Source organism: Ensifer adhaerens (assembly GCF_002007205.1).
GTDB lineage: Bacteria > Pseudomonadota > Alphaproteobacteria > Rhizobiales > Rhizobiaceae > Ensifer > Ensifer adhaerens_D.
The window spans coordinates 103,986-118,816 of record NZ_LAZS01000008.1; the positions used below are offsets into that span (position 1 = coordinate 103,986).

Genomic DNA, 14,831 nt, shown 5'->3' on the forward strand with positions numbered 1-14,831 from the left:
TTCGTTCACGGTAAGCTTTCGTTTTCGGATGCCGTTACACAAGGAGAGAACCTTGAAAAAGCGCCTGTTTCGACTGACCGTCCTGTCGTTGTGCGGCCTGGCAACCGGTGCTGGGGACCTCTCCTATGGCGACGGTAGGGATGGCAATTCAACCCTTCGCTTTGCCTCAATCAGTCAGGCCCAGGCGGACGACGACGATGACGATGGCGGCGGTGGTGGCGGCTCGTCACGCGGCTCAGACGACCGCGGCTCGGGCGGCACCTGGCGCGGAGGCGGCAATCTGCTCGATCTCTTCCGTGGAGCACCGGAGCGGCGTGTCGTGCGCCAACGGCCGCCAGTTCGCCGCCCAACCCACGTTCCCGGCGAAATCATCGCACTCGGCCTCAACGATCCCGCCGTCCAGCGCCTTGAAGAAAGCGGCTTCACCGTGCGGGCAAGAGAGCCCGTGGGTCTTTCCAGCACCGAGATCGTCAAGCTCGGCGCTCCCCGCGGCATGACGCTCGAAGATGCCCGCCAGCAGGTCGCGGACGCGACGCCCGGAGCGATCGCGGACTTCAACCATTACTTCGAGCCGAACGAAGGTGCGGCTTCACCGGCGCCCTGCGCCGATGGCGGCTGTGCGCTCGTTCGCACCGCAATCGGCTGGCCCGACGCCGGTGCGGCGTGTACGGCCGCCGGCCCCATCGGGCTGATCGACACCGCGATCAATCCCGCCCATCCCTCGCTCAAGGACGTCAGACTCGATATCGTCAGGCTGGCGGATGAGGAGGCGCCGGAATCCGGCCGCCAGCACGGGACCGCAGTCGCAGCCCTGATCGCCGGACGGAGCGACAGTCGCGCGCCGGGCCTGCTCGGCGATGCCCATCTGATCGCCGTCGACGCCTTTCAGCGCAAGGGCGGCGAGACCGACATCGCCGAGACCTACGATCTGGTGCGTGCCATCGACCTGCTGGCGGCGCGCAATGTCACGGTCATCAACATGAGCCTGTCCGGGCCGCACAATCTGCTGCTCGAAAAGACCGTCGCCCTCGTTGCCGAGCGGAACATCATCCAGGTGGCGGCGGCCGGCAATGACGGCCCGCGGGCGAAGCCCGTCTACCCGGCCGCCTATCCGGCGATGATCGCGGTCACCGCCGTCGACCGCAACTTCAGGCCCTATCGCCGCGCCGGACGGGGCGACCATATCGATGTCGCGGCACTCGGCACCAGCGTCTGGACGGCGGCTTCGATCGAGGGCGCGGCCCCGAAGACCGGCACATCCTTTGCCGCCCCCTTCGTCACGGCCGCCGCCGCCATTCTCAGGGCATCGCACCCCAATCTCTCGGCCGATGAAATCGCAAAACTCGTCACTGAGACGACGCAGGACCTCGGCGCGCCGGGCAAGGATCCGGTCTTCGGCTGGGGTGTATTGAACGCTCGCGAACTCTGCCGTTCCTAGACCGCAAACACTTCGCCAACGCCGGGAAACGGCCCCGGCCGGCTACGGCTTTTCCCAGTCCATGATCAGGAATGAGGGAACCCTTCGAAAAAGAACCCCTTGTTCCCGGTCACCGCCATTCGGCAAGGGTTCGTCGAAGTATCGCAACTGCAGCCCGGCGGCGAGCAGAAGCGACATGTAGGTGCTGAGCGGCCGGTGCCAGTTCACCACGCGCAGGTCGCCCCAACCGATCCAGTCAGAGCGCTCGTCCATGTAGTGATCCACGACGAAGCTGCTGTTACCGTCGCCATCACTCCGCCAACCGGTAGGGTTGCTGGCACTGTAGAAACTGTTCAGGTTCGCGATCAGAAGGTGACCGCCCGGGCGAAGCACCCGGGTCATCTCGCCGATGGCCGCCCGCACATCGGGAATGTCGATGAGGCTGAGGTAGGCGACGACGAGATCGAAAGTCTCGTTCTCGAAAGGCAGCTCCTCGGCCTGTGCCGTGCGATAGTCGCCATCAGGATGCAGTCGTCGCGCCTGACTGACAAGCGTCTCGGCGGGATCGACGCCGACCGTACGCATCCCCTCCGCCGCAAGCAGCCGGCAGAACCGGCCCTCGCCGCACCCGACGTCCAGGACAGTCCTCGCCCCGCCTTGCCGCGCCCTTTCGAGCATGGGAGCATCGAGCACGAAGCGCCGCGCAAAGTCCCCCTCGACGCCCAGCCCGGAAATCCAGGCTTGCGCTGATTCTTCCCATCCGTTCGTCATTGAAAACCGGCCCTCGTAGTCGGTGATGCAATTGGTGCCCAGACTGCGAGGCCAACCTTGGCAATTGCATGGCAGCGCGACGAAGGTGTCCTGAGCTTCGCCCGACGGCCACCCTTGGCCGTGCGCCGCTGACGCGCGGCTCCGGCGGAAGGCGGCAGTGCCGCCGTCCCGCCAGAGCTGTGGCCGCTTCGTCAGGCGGCAAGACCGCGTTCGTTGAGCAGCATGCCGACACGCACCATGCGCACCGCATCTTCCGCAGCGCGGACGAGCAGCTTCGGCGCGGCGTTGATGGCATCGTCGAGGGTGCAGGGCGCCTTCAGGATCGAGGCGAAGGCGTCGATGCCATGCTCGAAATTGAGGGTCACGCCCTTGCCGATCGTGCCGGCCAGCGCGATGACGGGGCGGCCCGCCTCCTTGGCCCTGTGCCCAACCTCGGCCGGTACCTTGCCGAACGGCGTCTGGCCGTCGAGGCTGCCTTCGGCGGTGATCACCAGATCCGCCTTGGCGATCATGCCGTCGAGTTCGAGGTAGCGCATGACGATGTCGTATCGCGGATGCAGCGCACCGCCGAGCAGCCCCATCACCGCCGCGCCAAGGCCACCGGATGCGCCGGCTCCTGGAGCATCGCCGACAGCGATGCCGGTCGTCGACTGAATGGCGGCGGCATAGGTCTCCATCGCCGCCGCCAGCAGTTCCACCTGCTCCGGCGTAGCACCCTTCTGCGGCCCGAAAACGCGGGCAACGCCGCGCTCGCCGAGGAGCACATTGTGCCAGTTGACGGCCGCATCGATGCGGACGTCCGCAAGGCGCGGATCGCGGCCCGAGATGTCGATGCACGCCAGCGACGCGAGCGCCGCCCCGCCGGGTGCAAGCGGATTGCCTTCCCAGTCGAGCAGCTTCACGCCCAGGGCCGCGGCCATGCCGGCGCCGCCGTCGTTGATGCCGCTGTCGCCGCAGCCGAGCAGGATGCGGCGCGCACCGGCATCGAGCGCCGCCCGGATCAGTTCGCCGACGCCGTAGCTGGTGGTGATGCAGGGGTTGCGGCGATCGCGCGGGACCAGCCGTAAGCCGGCGGCCGCGGCCATTTCGATGACGGCAGTGCGCTCGGACTGCCCGCCGAGGAAACCGAAATGCGAGGCGACGGGCTCGCCGAGCGGACCGGTGACCGTCAGTTCGTGCAGGCTGCCGCCGGTGATCGCCACCAGCGCCTTGGTGAAACCTTCACCACCGTCGACCATGGGCACCTTGATGACCTCGGCGCTCGGGCAAGCGCGCAGCACGCCTTTCTCGATGCAATCGGCAGCTTCCTCCGCCGACAGGCTTTCCTTGAAACCGGACGGTGCAACCAGAATGGTAAGTGACATGTGACAATCTCCTTGCACTTTTGTGACAATGCGGATGCAAGGGAGAAACGGTGGCCTGAGGTGTTTATTCCGGCCGAAATGCAGAATTCCTTCTTTTGCGGAAAGAAAAGGAAAAGAGCCGAAGCGACGGGCGCCTCGGCTCTTAAAATGACGTTATATCAGATACTTATTGTCATGTTGCCAACCCGACCGCCGGCCAGATCGCAAGCGCGAAGAGAGCAAGCAGGGCGATGAACGGGAGAGCCAACATCACGGCCAGACGCAGGAGATCGGAAGGGCTGAAAGCGGGTGGCTCCATGCCTCCGAAGAGTGCCACGGGCTTGGCCGAAACCATCAGCGTCTGGCAGAATCCACTACCTATGGCTGTGACCATGATGAGGTTGGCGGGGCTGACTCCGAAACCCGCCAGCGGCAGCGCCACGGCCGGGATGAGCACCGTCGCGCGGGCCGTTCGCGAGGCAATGACGATATGGGCAAAGGTCGCTACCGCGATGGCGAGAAGCACGACCAGCCACGCCGGCGGCTTGCCGATCTGGCCGAAGGCGCTGATCAGGCGATCGGCAAGCTCGGTTGCCGTTCCGGTCGAAAGCAGAGCCTCGCCGATGACGAGCGTGCCGGCGAGGAACAGAAGCAGGTTCCATTCGACACCTTTCAGCGCCTTGCGGAACGGCATGCCGGAGATCTTTTCCGACGCCAGGACCAGAGCGCCGACGAGCGCCACGACCGGCAGCGCGATGCCGTGCAGGTCCGAGGTCGCAAGCGCAGCGACGATCGCCGCGGTCACGGCGAGGATCGCCTTATCCTGCGCCGAAAACGCACGCTTCTCCGTCGGCGCGGCCGGCAGGTTGAGGCGCCAATGGCGGTCCGCCTCGTCGAGGAAGAAGCGCAGGATCAGGCCGCAGGCTATCAGGCTCGTCAGCAGTGCAAAGGGCGCCGCAAGCAAGGCCCAGCCGAGAAAACCCGGCGCCTCGCCGCCGCTGCGGCGAATGAAATCGACGGCGACGAGATGGGCGCCGGCGCCGGTAAGCGAGGCGGCCGCCGAAAGCAGGATCACCGACGGAAACAGGAGGGCCAGCGCGCGCGTGATGCCGGGGCGGCCGATGGTCGAGGCGAGACCCAGAAAGACGGGCATGAAGATCGCCGCCCGCGCCGAGGTCGAGGGGATGACGAAGGCGGTCACGAAGATCGTCGGCGTCACCACCCAGAACAGCCGGCTGACGTCGCGGAACCGGGCGAGCAGCCGGAAGGCCAGCCGCTCGACGAGGCCGGATGCCTGCAGCACCGCCGCGATCACCGATGCCGCCATCATCAGCCAGACGATGTCGTTGCCAAGCGCGGCATAAACCGCCTCTTCGCCGACGGCGCCGGTCACGGCCAGGGCCGCTGCCCCGGCAAGCGCCACCGGCGTTTCCGGCAGGTCGAAGATCGTCCAGCAGATCAGCGTCGTCGCAAACACCATCAGCGAAAGGCGCATCGGCAGCGCCAGGCCGTCAGCCGCGAGAAAGATGAGGACGGCGGCAAAGGCAACGAGCATCGCGCCGACGAGCAGGCGCACCTGGCTTACCGGCATATGGCCGTCAATGCGCTCGGTTGCCGCTGCATCCATGGTGACGAGGTCTTTTTCCGAAGCGATCACCGGGCTGATGGTCATAGCTACGCTCCCTTTTGCTGACCCGACGCTCGCACGCGGCAACCGCGCCGCACGAAAGCCATCGGGCTGATTTCGTGGGAGGGCAAACGCAGCGTCGGCCGGTTTATTCCGCCGCGCCTGACGATTTTCCGGCTTCGCGGCCGATGACCCGAGTTGAGCGAGATCAATGCCGGTTCGTCTGGTCGGCAGAAACTGGTGCCCGGATGACCTCTTGCAAAAGGAGAGCTTCATGTTGATCAGGGAAATGTCGCGGCAGGAATGCATCGATCTTGTCGCCGAGAACCACATCGCCCGTCTCGGGTGCGCCCGGGATGGCCAGTCCTATGTCGTCCCCATTCAATATGCGCTGGCCGCAAACAGGCTCTACGGCTTTTCGATGCCCGGGCAGAAGATCGACTGGATGCGGGCCAATCCCCGCGTCTGCCTACAGATGGACACGGCAGCGGACCGCCAAAGCTGGCGCAGCGTCGTCATCTACGGCCGCTACCAGGAACTGCCGGACACGAAACAATGGCACCGCGAGCGCATGAACGCCTGGGCACTTCTCGAACAGCGCGTGAACTGGTGGGAGCCGGGCGGCCTGAAACCCGGCGAACAGGCGATTGCCGGCACCTCGCCGCATCTCTTCTTCGAAATCGAGATCGACGAGGTGACCGGACGCGCGGCCTTTGCAGGGTAATTGCAGGCCTTCACCGACAGGCGGATGGCGAGGGCTGGAGCCGCCGCCATCCGCGAGCGTCGAGTATCAAGCGCCCCGGCGCGCCACGACCGGCACGTAGTGTTCGAGCTCCGGCGCCGGGAAGTTGAGCGTCGCGTTGATTTCTGCCGACCGGTAAAGCCCCATCAGCATCTCGACGACGGCAAGCCCGTCCTCGAAGGTTTCGAGCGGCTTTTCGCCTTTGCGGAAGCACTCGACCATGTGGCGGTTCTCATCGGTATAGCCGTAGACGCCGGCCTCGTCCTCAAGTACCGGCATCAGTCCCTGCTCGGCATTCTGCTTTTCGACGAGATCCTCGCCCTCGGAACCCTTGACCTCGCGCGACATGAAGATCTTCAGGCCCGTAGAGAGCGAGTTGTATTCGAGCGCATACTCCGGCCCGAGCAATTCGAGCTGGATGCGCAGCCCGGCGCCGACATAGGCCCAGGAGGTGGTCGCCTCGATCATCAGTTCGTTGCCGTCCTGGTCTTCGAGCGTCACGGTGGCGCGGGCGAAATCCTCCGACGGCCGGTTGCGATAATCGACCTCGTTGCCGAAGCGATTGCGCAACTGTTCGGCATAATGCGGCCGGGTCCATTTGAGGTTGGCAACCGTGCCGTTTACTGCCTTGATCTTCAGCGAATTGCGCGGCGCACCGGGCGCCGTCAGCAGGTAGCGCGCGACCTCGACGCTGTGGCACATCATGTCCGAAAGCACGCCGCCGCCCTGCTTGTCGCCCTGCCAGAACCAGGGCTCGTGCGGGCCGGAATGTTCCTCGGCCGCCCGCGCCAGGTAGGGACGGCCGGTGGTCGACGCCGCACGCCGCCAGATGATCTCCTTGCCGCGCAGCACCGGTGTGCAGAAAACCTGGTTCTCGAGATAACCGTGGTTGAGGCCGGCATCCTCGGCCAGCGACAGCATCTCGCGGGCTTCGGCGACCGTCCGCGCAAGCGGCTTTTCGCAGGCCACCGCGAAGATCTTGCTGCGGCCGTCCTTGACGGCCTTGTGCAGCGAACGCATGACGTCGATGCGGGTATAGTTGGGCGAGAGGATCCAGACCGCGTCGACGTCATCGGCGGTCAGCAGCGCTTCCAGGCTTTCATGCGTGCGGCAGCTGCCGAGACCAAGCGCCTCGACCTCATTTGCAAATTTCTGGCGGCTCTCGACCTTGCGGCTGAAGACGCCGGTGACCTCGACATTACGCACGCCGATCATCGATTTCAGATGGAAATGGGCGATGAAGCCCGATCCGACGAAACCCACGCGCAGCGTCTGCTTCGGTAGCTGTGTCATTCTCTTCTCCCATTTATCGATTTGGTAACGGCGGGGTGCGGGCGGAGAACCGCACGCGGCTTTCCTCGTCCCACCTCCGGCTATTTTCGCGGCGGTGCGGTGCTGCCACGGATGTTGAGCGTGGTCGGCAGGACGATGGCCGGCTCTGCGGCGACGTCACCATCCGAGAGGACGTTGAGCAGCTGCGACATCGCCGTGCGGCCGATGTCGGCGCGCGGCTGGCTGACGGTCGTCAGCGGCGGATAGAAGGCCTTGCTCAGATAGAGATCGTCGAAGCCGACGACCGAGACATCGCCGGGCACGTCGCGGCCAAGCCGCCGTAGCGCATGGATCGCGCCGTAGGCCATTTCGTCGTTGGCGGCAAAGATCGCGGTCGGCGGCTCCGGCAGGGCGAATAAGTCCGCCGCACAAGCCTCGCCGCTTTCGAGCAGATAATCTCCGCGCACCTCGTACCCCTCGGGGATCGCAAGGCCGGCGGCTTTCATGGCGGCCCGGTAGCCGTCACGGCGGTGGGCCGCCATCACCTCCGGCAGGGGGCCGGCGATATGGGCGATGCGGCGATGGCCGAGTGCGATCAGATGTTCGACGGCGGCCTCCGCCGCCGCGACATTGTCGATCTGCACATGCGGGAACCCGGACCCCTCGATCATTTCCAGCGCGATAACGACCGGCAGATGCGAGAGATCGGCACTTTCGCCCGGCTCAGGCAGCGGCAGCTTGCCGGTCATCAGGATCATGCCGTCGGCATGGCCGTCGCGCAGCATGTTGAAATACTCGACCTCGCGGTCCGGGTCGTTCTCGGTATTACCCATGAGGACGGCGTAGCCGGCCGCGCGCGCGGTCGCTTCCACGCCCTTCAGAATTTCGAGGTAGAAGGGGTTGCCGACGTCGCGCACGACGAGCAGCACCGACATCGACCGACGCGTCCTCAGGTTTCGGGCGCTGACATTCGGGCGGTAGTTGAGCTCGCGGGCGAGCGCGTGGATGCGCTCGCGCGTCTCGTCCGTCACCAACGACGAGCCGCTCAGCGCCCGGGAAACCGTCGCGACCGAGACGCCGGCGCGCTCTGCGATGTCCTTGATCTTCGGCCGATCGCTCATGCCCGCATCGCCCTCCCGCGGCCGTAGAACAGCATGAGCAGCAGAAGCGTCGCGCCGAACACCATCTGGCGGCCGGACTCGTCGATGTTAACAGTCGTCAGGATGCCCTGGAGGATGACGAGCAGCAGCGCGCCCGCCATGGTGCCGGTATAGCCGCCCTTGCCGCCGGCAAGCGACGTGCCGCCGAAGACGACGGCGATGATCGACGACAGCATGTATTGCTCGCCGACATTGGCGAAGGACGAGCCGGAATAGCCGAGCAGGCAGAGCCCGGCGATGGCCGCGAACATGCCAGAGATCATGAAGAGGCCGATGCGCATGAGATGGACGGGCACACCGGCCATATAGGCCGCATGCTCGTTGGAGCCGATCGCATAGATGCGGTGGCCGAAGACGGTGCGGTTCAGCATGAAGGCCATGAACAGGCCGATCGCGATCCAGAGCCAGATGATGCCGGGAATGCCAAATGCGAACGGCTGGGTGACGAAGGCGGAAAGCCCTGGTGCTGCGCGACCCGACGGGATGCCCTGGCGGATGACGACCAGCAGGCCCTGCAGCACGCCAAGCATGCCGAGCGTCATGACCAGCGGTGGGATGCGCAGGAGCGTGACGCCGAGCCCGTTCAAAAGACCGAAGAAGGCGCCCGCGGCGAGGCAGGCAAGAACCGCCGGCAGGATGCCGCCATCGGCACCGTTCATGACATTGCCGGCGATGATCGCCGAGAGCGAGACGACCCCGCCGACGGAGAGATCGATGCCCTCGCGCCCGCCGAGGATGACGACATTCTGGCCGGCGGCGACGATGCCGAGCAGCGAGGCGACGATCAACAACCGCAGGATCTGGTCGGCCGAGGCAAAACCCGGCGACAGGCTTTGCCCGAGATAGAGCAGCGCGACGATGAGGATCAGCGCGACGACCAGCGGTTGCTTGAAAAACGCGGTAACCGAGCTCATGCGCGTGCCCTCCGGCCGGCAAGCACGCCTGCCATCAAGACGAGCAGGATGGCGAGGCCCTGGACGAAGTTCTGCCATTCCGACGGCGTGCCCATGAAGAAGACAAGCGAATTGACGAGGCCGATCGTCAGCGCGCCCAAGAGCGAGCCGACAACGGTCGTCCAGCCGCCGGCAAGCGCGCTGCCGCCGAGCACCACGGCCGCGACGCTGTAAAGCGTCATCTTGCCGCCGACCAGCGGATCGCCGCTTGCCGTATCGCCCGTCAGGCAGAAGGCTGCGAGCGCCGAGAACAGGCCGCAGAGCAAGTAGCCCTTGACGCGGACCGCCACGACCGGCAGGCCCGTCTGATAGGCCGCCTGCTGGTCGTCGCCGACGGCCAGCAGCTCGGTGACCATGCGCGTGCGTGACAGCAGATAGAGCAGTACGGCAAGCACCGCGAGCACGTAGAAGACGAAGGGCACGCCGAAGAGGCGGCCGCCATAGGTGCGCCAGAAGAGCGCCGGCGCCGGCGTGCCGGCGACGGGCATCACATAGAGCGCCAGACCGGTGAAGAAGATGCTGGTCGCGAAGGTCGCGACGATCGCTTGCAGCCGGAGCGCGGCAACGACGATGCCGTTGACCAGACCGCAGGCCAGCCCGATGAGGACGCCGAGCGCCAGTGCGAGCAGCACCGCACCGGCGCCGCCGCCCCAGCGCTCCATCAGCACGACGATCGCGACGTTGACCAGCGACAGCGTCGCGCCGGCGGAAAGGTCGATATCGCCGGCAGAAACGACATAGGTCTGGGCGATCGCCAGCATGACCAGCGCCATATAGGTGCTGAGGAGGCCCGTCAGCGAGCGGAAGCTCAGGCTGTTCGGTGAAAAGACGCCGTTCAGCGCCAGAAGCGCGAGGAGGATGACCAGCGCCGGAAGGAAGGGGTAGCGCTCCAACCAGGACCGCAAGCCGCCCGCTCCGGATGATCGAATGTCTGTCGCGGTCGTTGTCATCATGCGGCCTCGTATGCAGCCTGGTAGAGATTGTAGCGGGTGCGGTCGTCGCCGGTCAGCTCGCGGGTCACCGAGCCGCCGTTGAAGACGAGGATACGGTTGGCATTGCCGAGCAGTTCGGCATCCTCGGACGAATAGAGCAGGATGCCGAGGCCTTCGGCGGCAAGCTGCCGGATCAGAGCGAAAAGGTCGGCCTTGGCCTGGAGGTCGATGCCCTTGGTCGGATCGTCGAGCAGCAGTACGTCGGGGCGGTCGATCAGCCAGCGGGCGATGATCACCTTCTGCTGGTTGCCGCCCGAGAGCGAATTGATCGGATGGAAGAGGCTCGCAAACTTCGTGTGCATCGCCTCCAGTGCAGGTATCGCCTTGTCGCGGAGGCTTGAAGGCCGCGCGATCATCAGCCGGTCACGCAGATAGTGGACTGGCGTGACATTCTCGATGATCGGCCGTCCGCTGATGACACCGTCGCGGCCACGATCGCCGGAGACATAGGCGCAGCCACGGCGGATGGCGTCGCGCGGGCTCTTGGCATCGTAGCGTTCGCCGCCGATCGCTACCTCGCCGGACGTGACCGTGCCCGCACCAAAGATCGCTCGGAGCAACGCCGACTGACCTTGGCCGTGCAGGCCGCCGAGGCCGAGGATCTCGCCCTTGGCCACCTCGAAGCTGACATCGCGAAAGCCCTTGCCCGAGAGGTTGCGAACGGAGATTGCCGCCTCTGCCTGCGCTTCCACCACTGCCGGCGCCGACGACCGTGCCGCCGGCATGTCGCTGGCGCCGCCGACCATCAGCCGGATCACCGTCCCCGGATCGGTCTCGGACAGCTTCAGCGTCTCGATGGTCTCGCCGTCGCGAATGATCGTCACGCGGTCGCCGATGGCGGTGATTTCGTCCATGCGGTGCGAAATGAAGATGATACCGCGCCCCTGAGCCTTCAGGCCGCGCAGGATCTCGAAGAAGCGATCGACCTGGGCGCGGTCAAGCGCCGAGGTCGGTTCGTCGAAGATCAGGATCGGCGCTTCGCTTACGAGCGCCTTCATGATCTCGACCAGTTGCCGCTGATCGGCCCGCAGGTTGCCGACCAGCGCCTCCGCATGGAAGCCTTCGCCCGCCACCTGGGAAAACAGCGCGATATAGCGCGCCGCCCGCGCCTTGAGTGCCTGCCGGTCGATGAACAGGCCGGCCCTCACCGGCAGGGCGGAAAGGCAGATGTTCTCCTCGACCGAACGATGGCTGGCGAGGCTGAGTTCCTGATAGAAGATGCCGATGCCGGCGACGCGTGCGGCTTGCGGCCCTGAGATGATCACGGGCTTGTCGTTGATCAGGATATGGCCGCCGTCGGGACGCACGCTGCCGGCGATGATCTTGCAGAGCGTGCTCTTGCCGGAGCCGTTGGAGCCCATCAGCACATGCACTTCGCCGGCAGCAATCTCGAGATCGCCGCGGCGTAGCGCCAGCGTTGCGCCGTAAGCCTTGCTCACGCCGTTCAGTCTCAGTTTCGACATGGGCTGTCGTCCACCATCTGGTTGCGTGCCGCAGCGTCATTGGAGCCGTATCTCGGCACGGGCTCCGCGCAGCTGATTTCATACCCCGATACGGCCCTGCCCTCGGCAGCCGTCGGCGGCATCGGTCGCCGGGCAACTCGGATTTTGAGCTGCCCGGCCGATCGGAGCTTACTTGAACAACGCCGTGGCGTCGTCGATCGAAAGCGCGTTGGTGTAGGAATAGTAGCCCGGCTTGCCGTCGAGCTGCTTGGCGGCGTCGCCAAGGTTCTTGCTGTCGATGAACGGGATCGGCAGGTACATGGCGTTCTTGTACTGGCCCGCCGTTGCCGGCTCTTTCAGTTCCTTGCCCTGCAGCATCAGCACCGCGACGTTGAGTGCGCTTGCCATGACGCCGGGCGGGTTGACGGTGGCGCCGGAGTTCAGCTTGTCCTTGACCCAGAGGTCGATGAAGTCCTTGCGGATTTCGCCGGTCGCGGCGATCTGGCTGGTCTTGCCCGCATCCATGATCGACTTCCAGGCGCCCGCCGCCATGCCGTCCTGCACGACGACGCCGTTGATATCAGGATAGGTCGCAAGGATGTTCTGCATCGCCTGCTGGCCCTGGGCCTGATCCCAGTTGGCGTTCACTTCGTTCACGACCTGGATATCCGGATGGTCCTTGAAGACGCTCTTGTAGCCGGCGACGCGCATCTCGTTGGCCGGATGGCCGGCCACACCATTGATGGCGACGACCTTGCCCTTGCCGCCGAGCGTTTCGGCCAGCCACTTGGCGCCGGCAGCCCCCCAGGCCGTCTGGTCGATGCCGACATAGGTCGCATCCGGCGAGGAAACCTCGGCGTCCGTCGCGATCACCAGGATGCCGGCTTCCTTCGCCTGGGCGAAGATCGGATCGAAGGCCGTCGGGCTGTTGGGATTGATGATGATGGCGTTCACGCCCTCGGCGATGAAGTTGCGCACATGCGCGATCTGGCCGGGAACGTCGACATTGGCGCTCTGGACGGAGACTTCGACGTCGACGCCCTTTTCCTTCCACTTCGCCGCGGCCTCCTTGGCCTCGTCGATCATCTGCGTGCGCCATTCGCTGCCGACCCAGCCGTTGGACAAGCCGATCTTGAACGTCTCGGCATTGGCGAAAGAAGCGGAAATGGCAATGGTTGCGACAGCGCCAAGCGCTGCGGCGATAAATTTCTTCATAAGATCCTCCCAAATCTTGCGAAATCCATGAAGCCAGAAAATGTAATCGATTTCAATAAGCATTTTTGGTGAAAATTACGGCGATTACAAATTTCCGCCGCCGGGACGATCAGAGGACAATGGAAAGCGGCAGGTCGCGCGCCCGGCTAAGAGCAAGAGAGCTATCAAGGGAAGGGAATAGCGCTTGGCTCCTCCTCCCCGCCATGCGACAGCAAGGGCAGAGGCGGTGACGATTCGTCGTGACGCCAACTGGAATGAAATGCAGGAATGAAGCCATGACATGAAGGCGCTGCGGGATCGATCCCGATGGCCGCCCGAACAACGGCCCGCCCGTTGCTCAAATCGCAACACTTCGTTGCTTGCCGGCCGGCTAGCCGCAATTTGCCCTCACCCCCTACTGTTATCGTTGGGCAAAGAACAACAACTGGGTCCCAACCAGAGGAGAACATCATGACCGGGAAAACCGGAGCCGCCTCGGGCGCGCTCTATCTGCATATCCTTGTGCTGGCGATCGTTATCGTCTCCGAGCTGATCGGCATTCAGCGCCTTCCGATCGGCATCGGCACCGTCATCTTCCTGCCGATCCTTTACGCCTTCGCGCTCGGCATCGTCTTCAATCCTGCCATTTTCAAGGCGACCGGCAAGTTCCTGTCGCGCGATGCGGTCAAGCTTTCGGGCGCGATGATCACCGTCGCCATCATGCCGTTCATCGCCAAGTTCGGAACGACGGTCGGCCCGCAGATCTCCAAGATCATCGAGGCCGGCCCGGCGCTGGTCCTCCAGGAGCTCGGCAATCTCGGCACGATCATCGTCGCCTTCCCGGTCGCGGTCTTCCTCTTGAAGATGGGCCGCGAAGCCGTCGGCGCCACCTATTCGATCGACCGCGAGCCGAACCTCGCGCTGATCGCCGACAAATACGGCCTCAACTCGCCCGAGGGCGCAGGCGCCATGGGCGTCTATGCCACCGGTACGCTGATCGGTACCTTCGTCTTCGCCATCATGCCGCCGATCATCCACGGCCTCGGCGTCTTCGACGTGCGCGCGCTCGCGATGTCCTGCGGCGTCGGCTCGGGCTCGATGCTCGCCGCCTGCACCGGCGGCCTTGTCGCGGCTGTACCGGACCAGAAGGACATCATTCTCGCACTCGCCGCCGCCAGCAACATCCTGACCTATGCCACCGGCCTCTATGTCGGCATGTTCGTCGCGCTGCCCTTGACCGAGTGGCTCTACAACAAGGCGCGCCCGTCCGAGCGTCGCACCGCAGCCTGATCGGGAGAGAAAACCATGAGCAATCAGACCAACACCTCCGCCAACTATGCAGAAGACCTCGCGCTTAGCCCCGAGGACGAGCGCAAGATCGATGTCGTCGGCCATGCCGGCCTGCTTCTGATCGCCTGCGCCATCGGCCTTGTCGCCAACTGGGTCGGCACCGGCACCTCGCCGCTGACGGCGCTGCCGGGCATGGCGACGCTCTACATCGCCTGCATCGTCGGCCTGGCGCTTGCCCGCTTCGTGCCCTTCTATCTGCCTGGCGTCGCCTGGGTCTCGCTGATCGCGATCCTCATCACCATCCCGGGCGTACCGGGTGCGGCCTGGGTCAGCGAGAAGGTCGAGCACCTCAACTTCCTGGCGCTTGCGACGCCGGCGCTTGCCTATGGCGGCCTGGCACTCACCGCGAACGAATTCGCCATCGCCCGCCGCTCGGGCTGGAAGATCGTCATCGTCGCGATCTGCGTGATGGTCGGCACCTATATGGGCTCGGTCGTCGTCGCCGACCTCTTCCTCCGCCTCGGACAGTAACGCGGCACGCAATTCCAGGAAGCGGTTTTCCATCCGGAATTGTGTAAGAAGAACAGGTCGGCCGCTCTGCGGCCGGCCACCCCCTCAAATGACAGGA

13 protein-coding genes are annotated in these 14,831 nt (G+C 65.0%); 4 read left to right on the top strand and 9 right to left on the bottom strand.

Going from position 1 to position 14,831, the window contains the following annotated elements; all coding sequences use genetic code 11:
- Positions 1-52: 52 nt before the first annotated feature.
- Positions 53-1,438 (top strand): S8 family serine peptidase, encoded by a 1,386-nt coding sequence (locus XB14_RS18825; RefSeq protein ID WP_234804081.1) that lies wholly within the window; start codon positions 53-55, stop codon positions 1,436-1,438.
- 42 nt (positions 1,439-1,480) lie between these two features.
- Here XB14_RS18825 and XB14_RS18830 read toward each other — a convergent pair whose 3' ends face one another.
- From XB14_RS18830 to XB14_RS18840, 3 genes are all read right to left on the bottom strand, one after another.
- Positions 1,481-2,188: a class I SAM-dependent methyltransferase gene (locus XB14_RS18830; protein WP_077963136.1), complete on the bottom strand. Its 708-nt coding sequence runs from the start codon at positions 2,186-2,188 to the stop codon at positions 1,481-1,483.
- A gap of 191 nt (positions 2,189-2,379) precedes the next feature.
- Complete coding sequence (locus XB14_RS18835; RefSeq protein WP_077963137.1) at positions 2,380-3,552, bottom strand: glycerate kinase; 1,173 nt, start codon at positions 3,550-3,552, stop codon at positions 2,380-2,382.
- Between the two features lie 172 nt (positions 3,553-3,724).
- Positions 3,725-5,203 (bottom strand): SLC13 family permease, encoded by a 1,479-nt coding sequence (locus tag XB14_RS18840; protein WP_234804082.1) that lies wholly within the window; start codon positions 5,201-5,203, stop codon positions 3,725-3,727.
- 229 nt (positions 5,204-5,432) lie between these two features.
- Here XB14_RS18840 and XB14_RS18845 point away from each other — a divergent pair, with 229 nt between their 5' ends.
- Positions 5,433-5,882, top strand: coding sequence for a pyridoxamine 5'-phosphate oxidase family protein (locus XB14_RS18845; RefSeq protein ID WP_077963138.1), 450 nt, complete (start codon positions 5,433-5,435; stop codon positions 5,880-5,882).
- Positions 5,883-5,948: 66 nt separating this feature from the next.
- Here the strand turns inward: XB14_RS18845 and XB14_RS18850 are convergent, their stop codons facing one another.
- The 6 genes from XB14_RS18850 to XB14_RS18875 all read right to left on the bottom strand — a co-directional run bounded on the left by XB14_RS18850 (position 5,949) and on the right by XB14_RS18875 (position 12,934).
- Positions 5,949-7,193, bottom strand: coding sequence for a Gfo/Idh/MocA family protein (locus tag XB14_RS18850; RefSeq protein ID WP_077963139.1), 1,245 nt, complete (start codon positions 7,191-7,193; stop codon positions 5,949-5,951).
- An 80-nt stretch (positions 7,194-7,273) separates the two neighbouring features.
- The gene (locus tag XB14_RS18855; protein ID WP_077963140.1) at positions 7,274-8,293 is read right to left on the bottom strand and encodes a LacI family DNA-binding transcriptional regulator; all 1,020 of its coding nucleotides are present in this window, start codon (positions 8,291-8,293) and stop codon (positions 7,274-7,276) included.
- Positions 8,290-9,246, bottom strand: a complete 957-nt coding sequence (locus tag XB14_RS18860) for an ABC transporter permease (RefSeq protein WP_077963141.1) — start codon at positions 9,244-9,246, stop codon at positions 8,290-8,292. The genes XB14_RS18855 and XB14_RS18860 overlap by 4 nt, the downstream gene beginning before the upstream one ends.
- Complete coding sequence (locus XB14_RS18865) at positions 9,243-10,235, bottom strand: ABC transporter permease (RefSeq protein WP_077963497.1); 993 nt, start codon at positions 10,233-10,235, stop codon at positions 9,243-9,245. The genes XB14_RS18860 and XB14_RS18865 overlap by 4 nt, the downstream gene beginning before the upstream one ends.
- The gene (locus tag XB14_RS18870) at positions 10,235-11,740 is read right to left on the bottom strand and encodes a sugar ABC transporter ATP-binding protein (RefSeq protein WP_077963142.1); all 1,506 of its coding nucleotides are present in this window, start codon (positions 11,738-11,740) and stop codon (positions 10,235-10,237) included. The genes XB14_RS18865 and XB14_RS18870 overlap by 1 nt, the downstream gene beginning before the upstream one ends.
- A gap of 168 nt (positions 11,741-11,908) precedes the next feature.
- The gene (locus XB14_RS18875; protein WP_077963498.1) at positions 11,909-12,934 is read right to left on the bottom strand and encodes an ABC transporter substrate-binding protein; all 1,026 of its coding nucleotides are present in this window, start codon (positions 12,932-12,934) and stop codon (positions 11,909-11,911) included.
- A gap of 450 nt (positions 12,935-13,384) precedes the next feature.
- Between XB14_RS18875 and XB14_RS18880 the strand changes: the two genes are divergently transcribed.
- On the top strand, positions 13,385-14,203 hold the full coding sequence (locus XB14_RS18880) for a DUF3100 domain-containing protein (RefSeq protein ID WP_077963143.1): 819 nt from the start codon (positions 13,385-13,387) through the stop codon (positions 14,201-14,203).
- Positions 14,204-14,218: 15 nt separating this feature from the next.
- Positions 14,219-14,734, top strand: a complete 516-nt coding sequence (locus XB14_RS18885) for a hypothetical protein (protein ID WP_077963144.1) — start codon at positions 14,219-14,221, stop codon at positions 14,732-14,734.
- Positions 14,735-14,831 lie beyond the last annotated feature (97 nt).

Bases quoted from the DNA above. Each gene is read 5' to 3' on its own strand.
- XB14_RS18830 (WP_077963136.1), bottom strand. From the start codon at position 2,188: ATGACGAACGGATGGGAAGAATCAGCGCAAGCCTGGATTTCCGGGCTG.
- XB14_RS18845 (WP_077963138.1), top strand. From the start codon at position 5,433: ATGTTGATCAGGGAAATGTCGCGGCAGGAATGCATCGATCTTGTCGCC.
- XB14_RS18880 (WP_077963143.1), top strand. From the start codon at position 13,385: ATGACCGGGAAAACCGGAGCCGCCTCGGGCGCGCTCTATCTGCATATC.
- XB14_RS18860 (WP_077963141.1), bottom strand. From the start codon at position 9,246: ATGAGCTCGGTTACCGCGTTTTTCAAGCAACCGCTGGTCGTCGCGCTG.
- XB14_RS18865 (WP_077963497.1), bottom strand. From the start codon at position 10,235: ATGACAACGACCGCGACAGACATTCGATCATCCGGAGCGGGCGGCTTG.
- XB14_RS18855 (WP_077963140.1), bottom strand. From the start codon at position 8,293: ATGAGCGATCGGCCGAAGATCAAGGACATCGCAGAGCGCGCCGGCGTC.
- XB14_RS18870 (WP_077963142.1), bottom strand. From the start codon at position 11,740: ATGTCGAAACTGAGACTGAACGGCGTGAGCAAGGCTTACGGCGCAACG.
- XB14_RS18835 (WP_077963137.1), bottom strand. From the start codon at position 3,552: ATGTCACTTACCATTCTGGTTGCACCGTCCGGTTTCAAGGAAAGCCTG.
- XB14_RS18850 (WP_077963139.1), bottom strand. From the start codon at position 7,193: ATGACACAGCTACCGAAGCAGACGCTGCGCGTGGGTTTCGTCGGATCG.
- XB14_RS18840 (WP_234804082.1), bottom strand. From the start codon at position 5,203: ATGACCATCAGCCCGGTGATCGCTTCGGAAAAAGACCTCGTCACCATG.
- XB14_RS18875 (WP_077963498.1), bottom strand. From the start codon at position 12,934: ATGAAGAAATTTATCGCCGCAGCGCTTGGCGCTGTCGCAACCATTGCC.
- XB14_RS18885 (WP_077963144.1), top strand. From the start codon at position 14,219: ATGAGCAATCAGACCAACACCTCCGCCAACTATGCAGAAGACCTCGCG.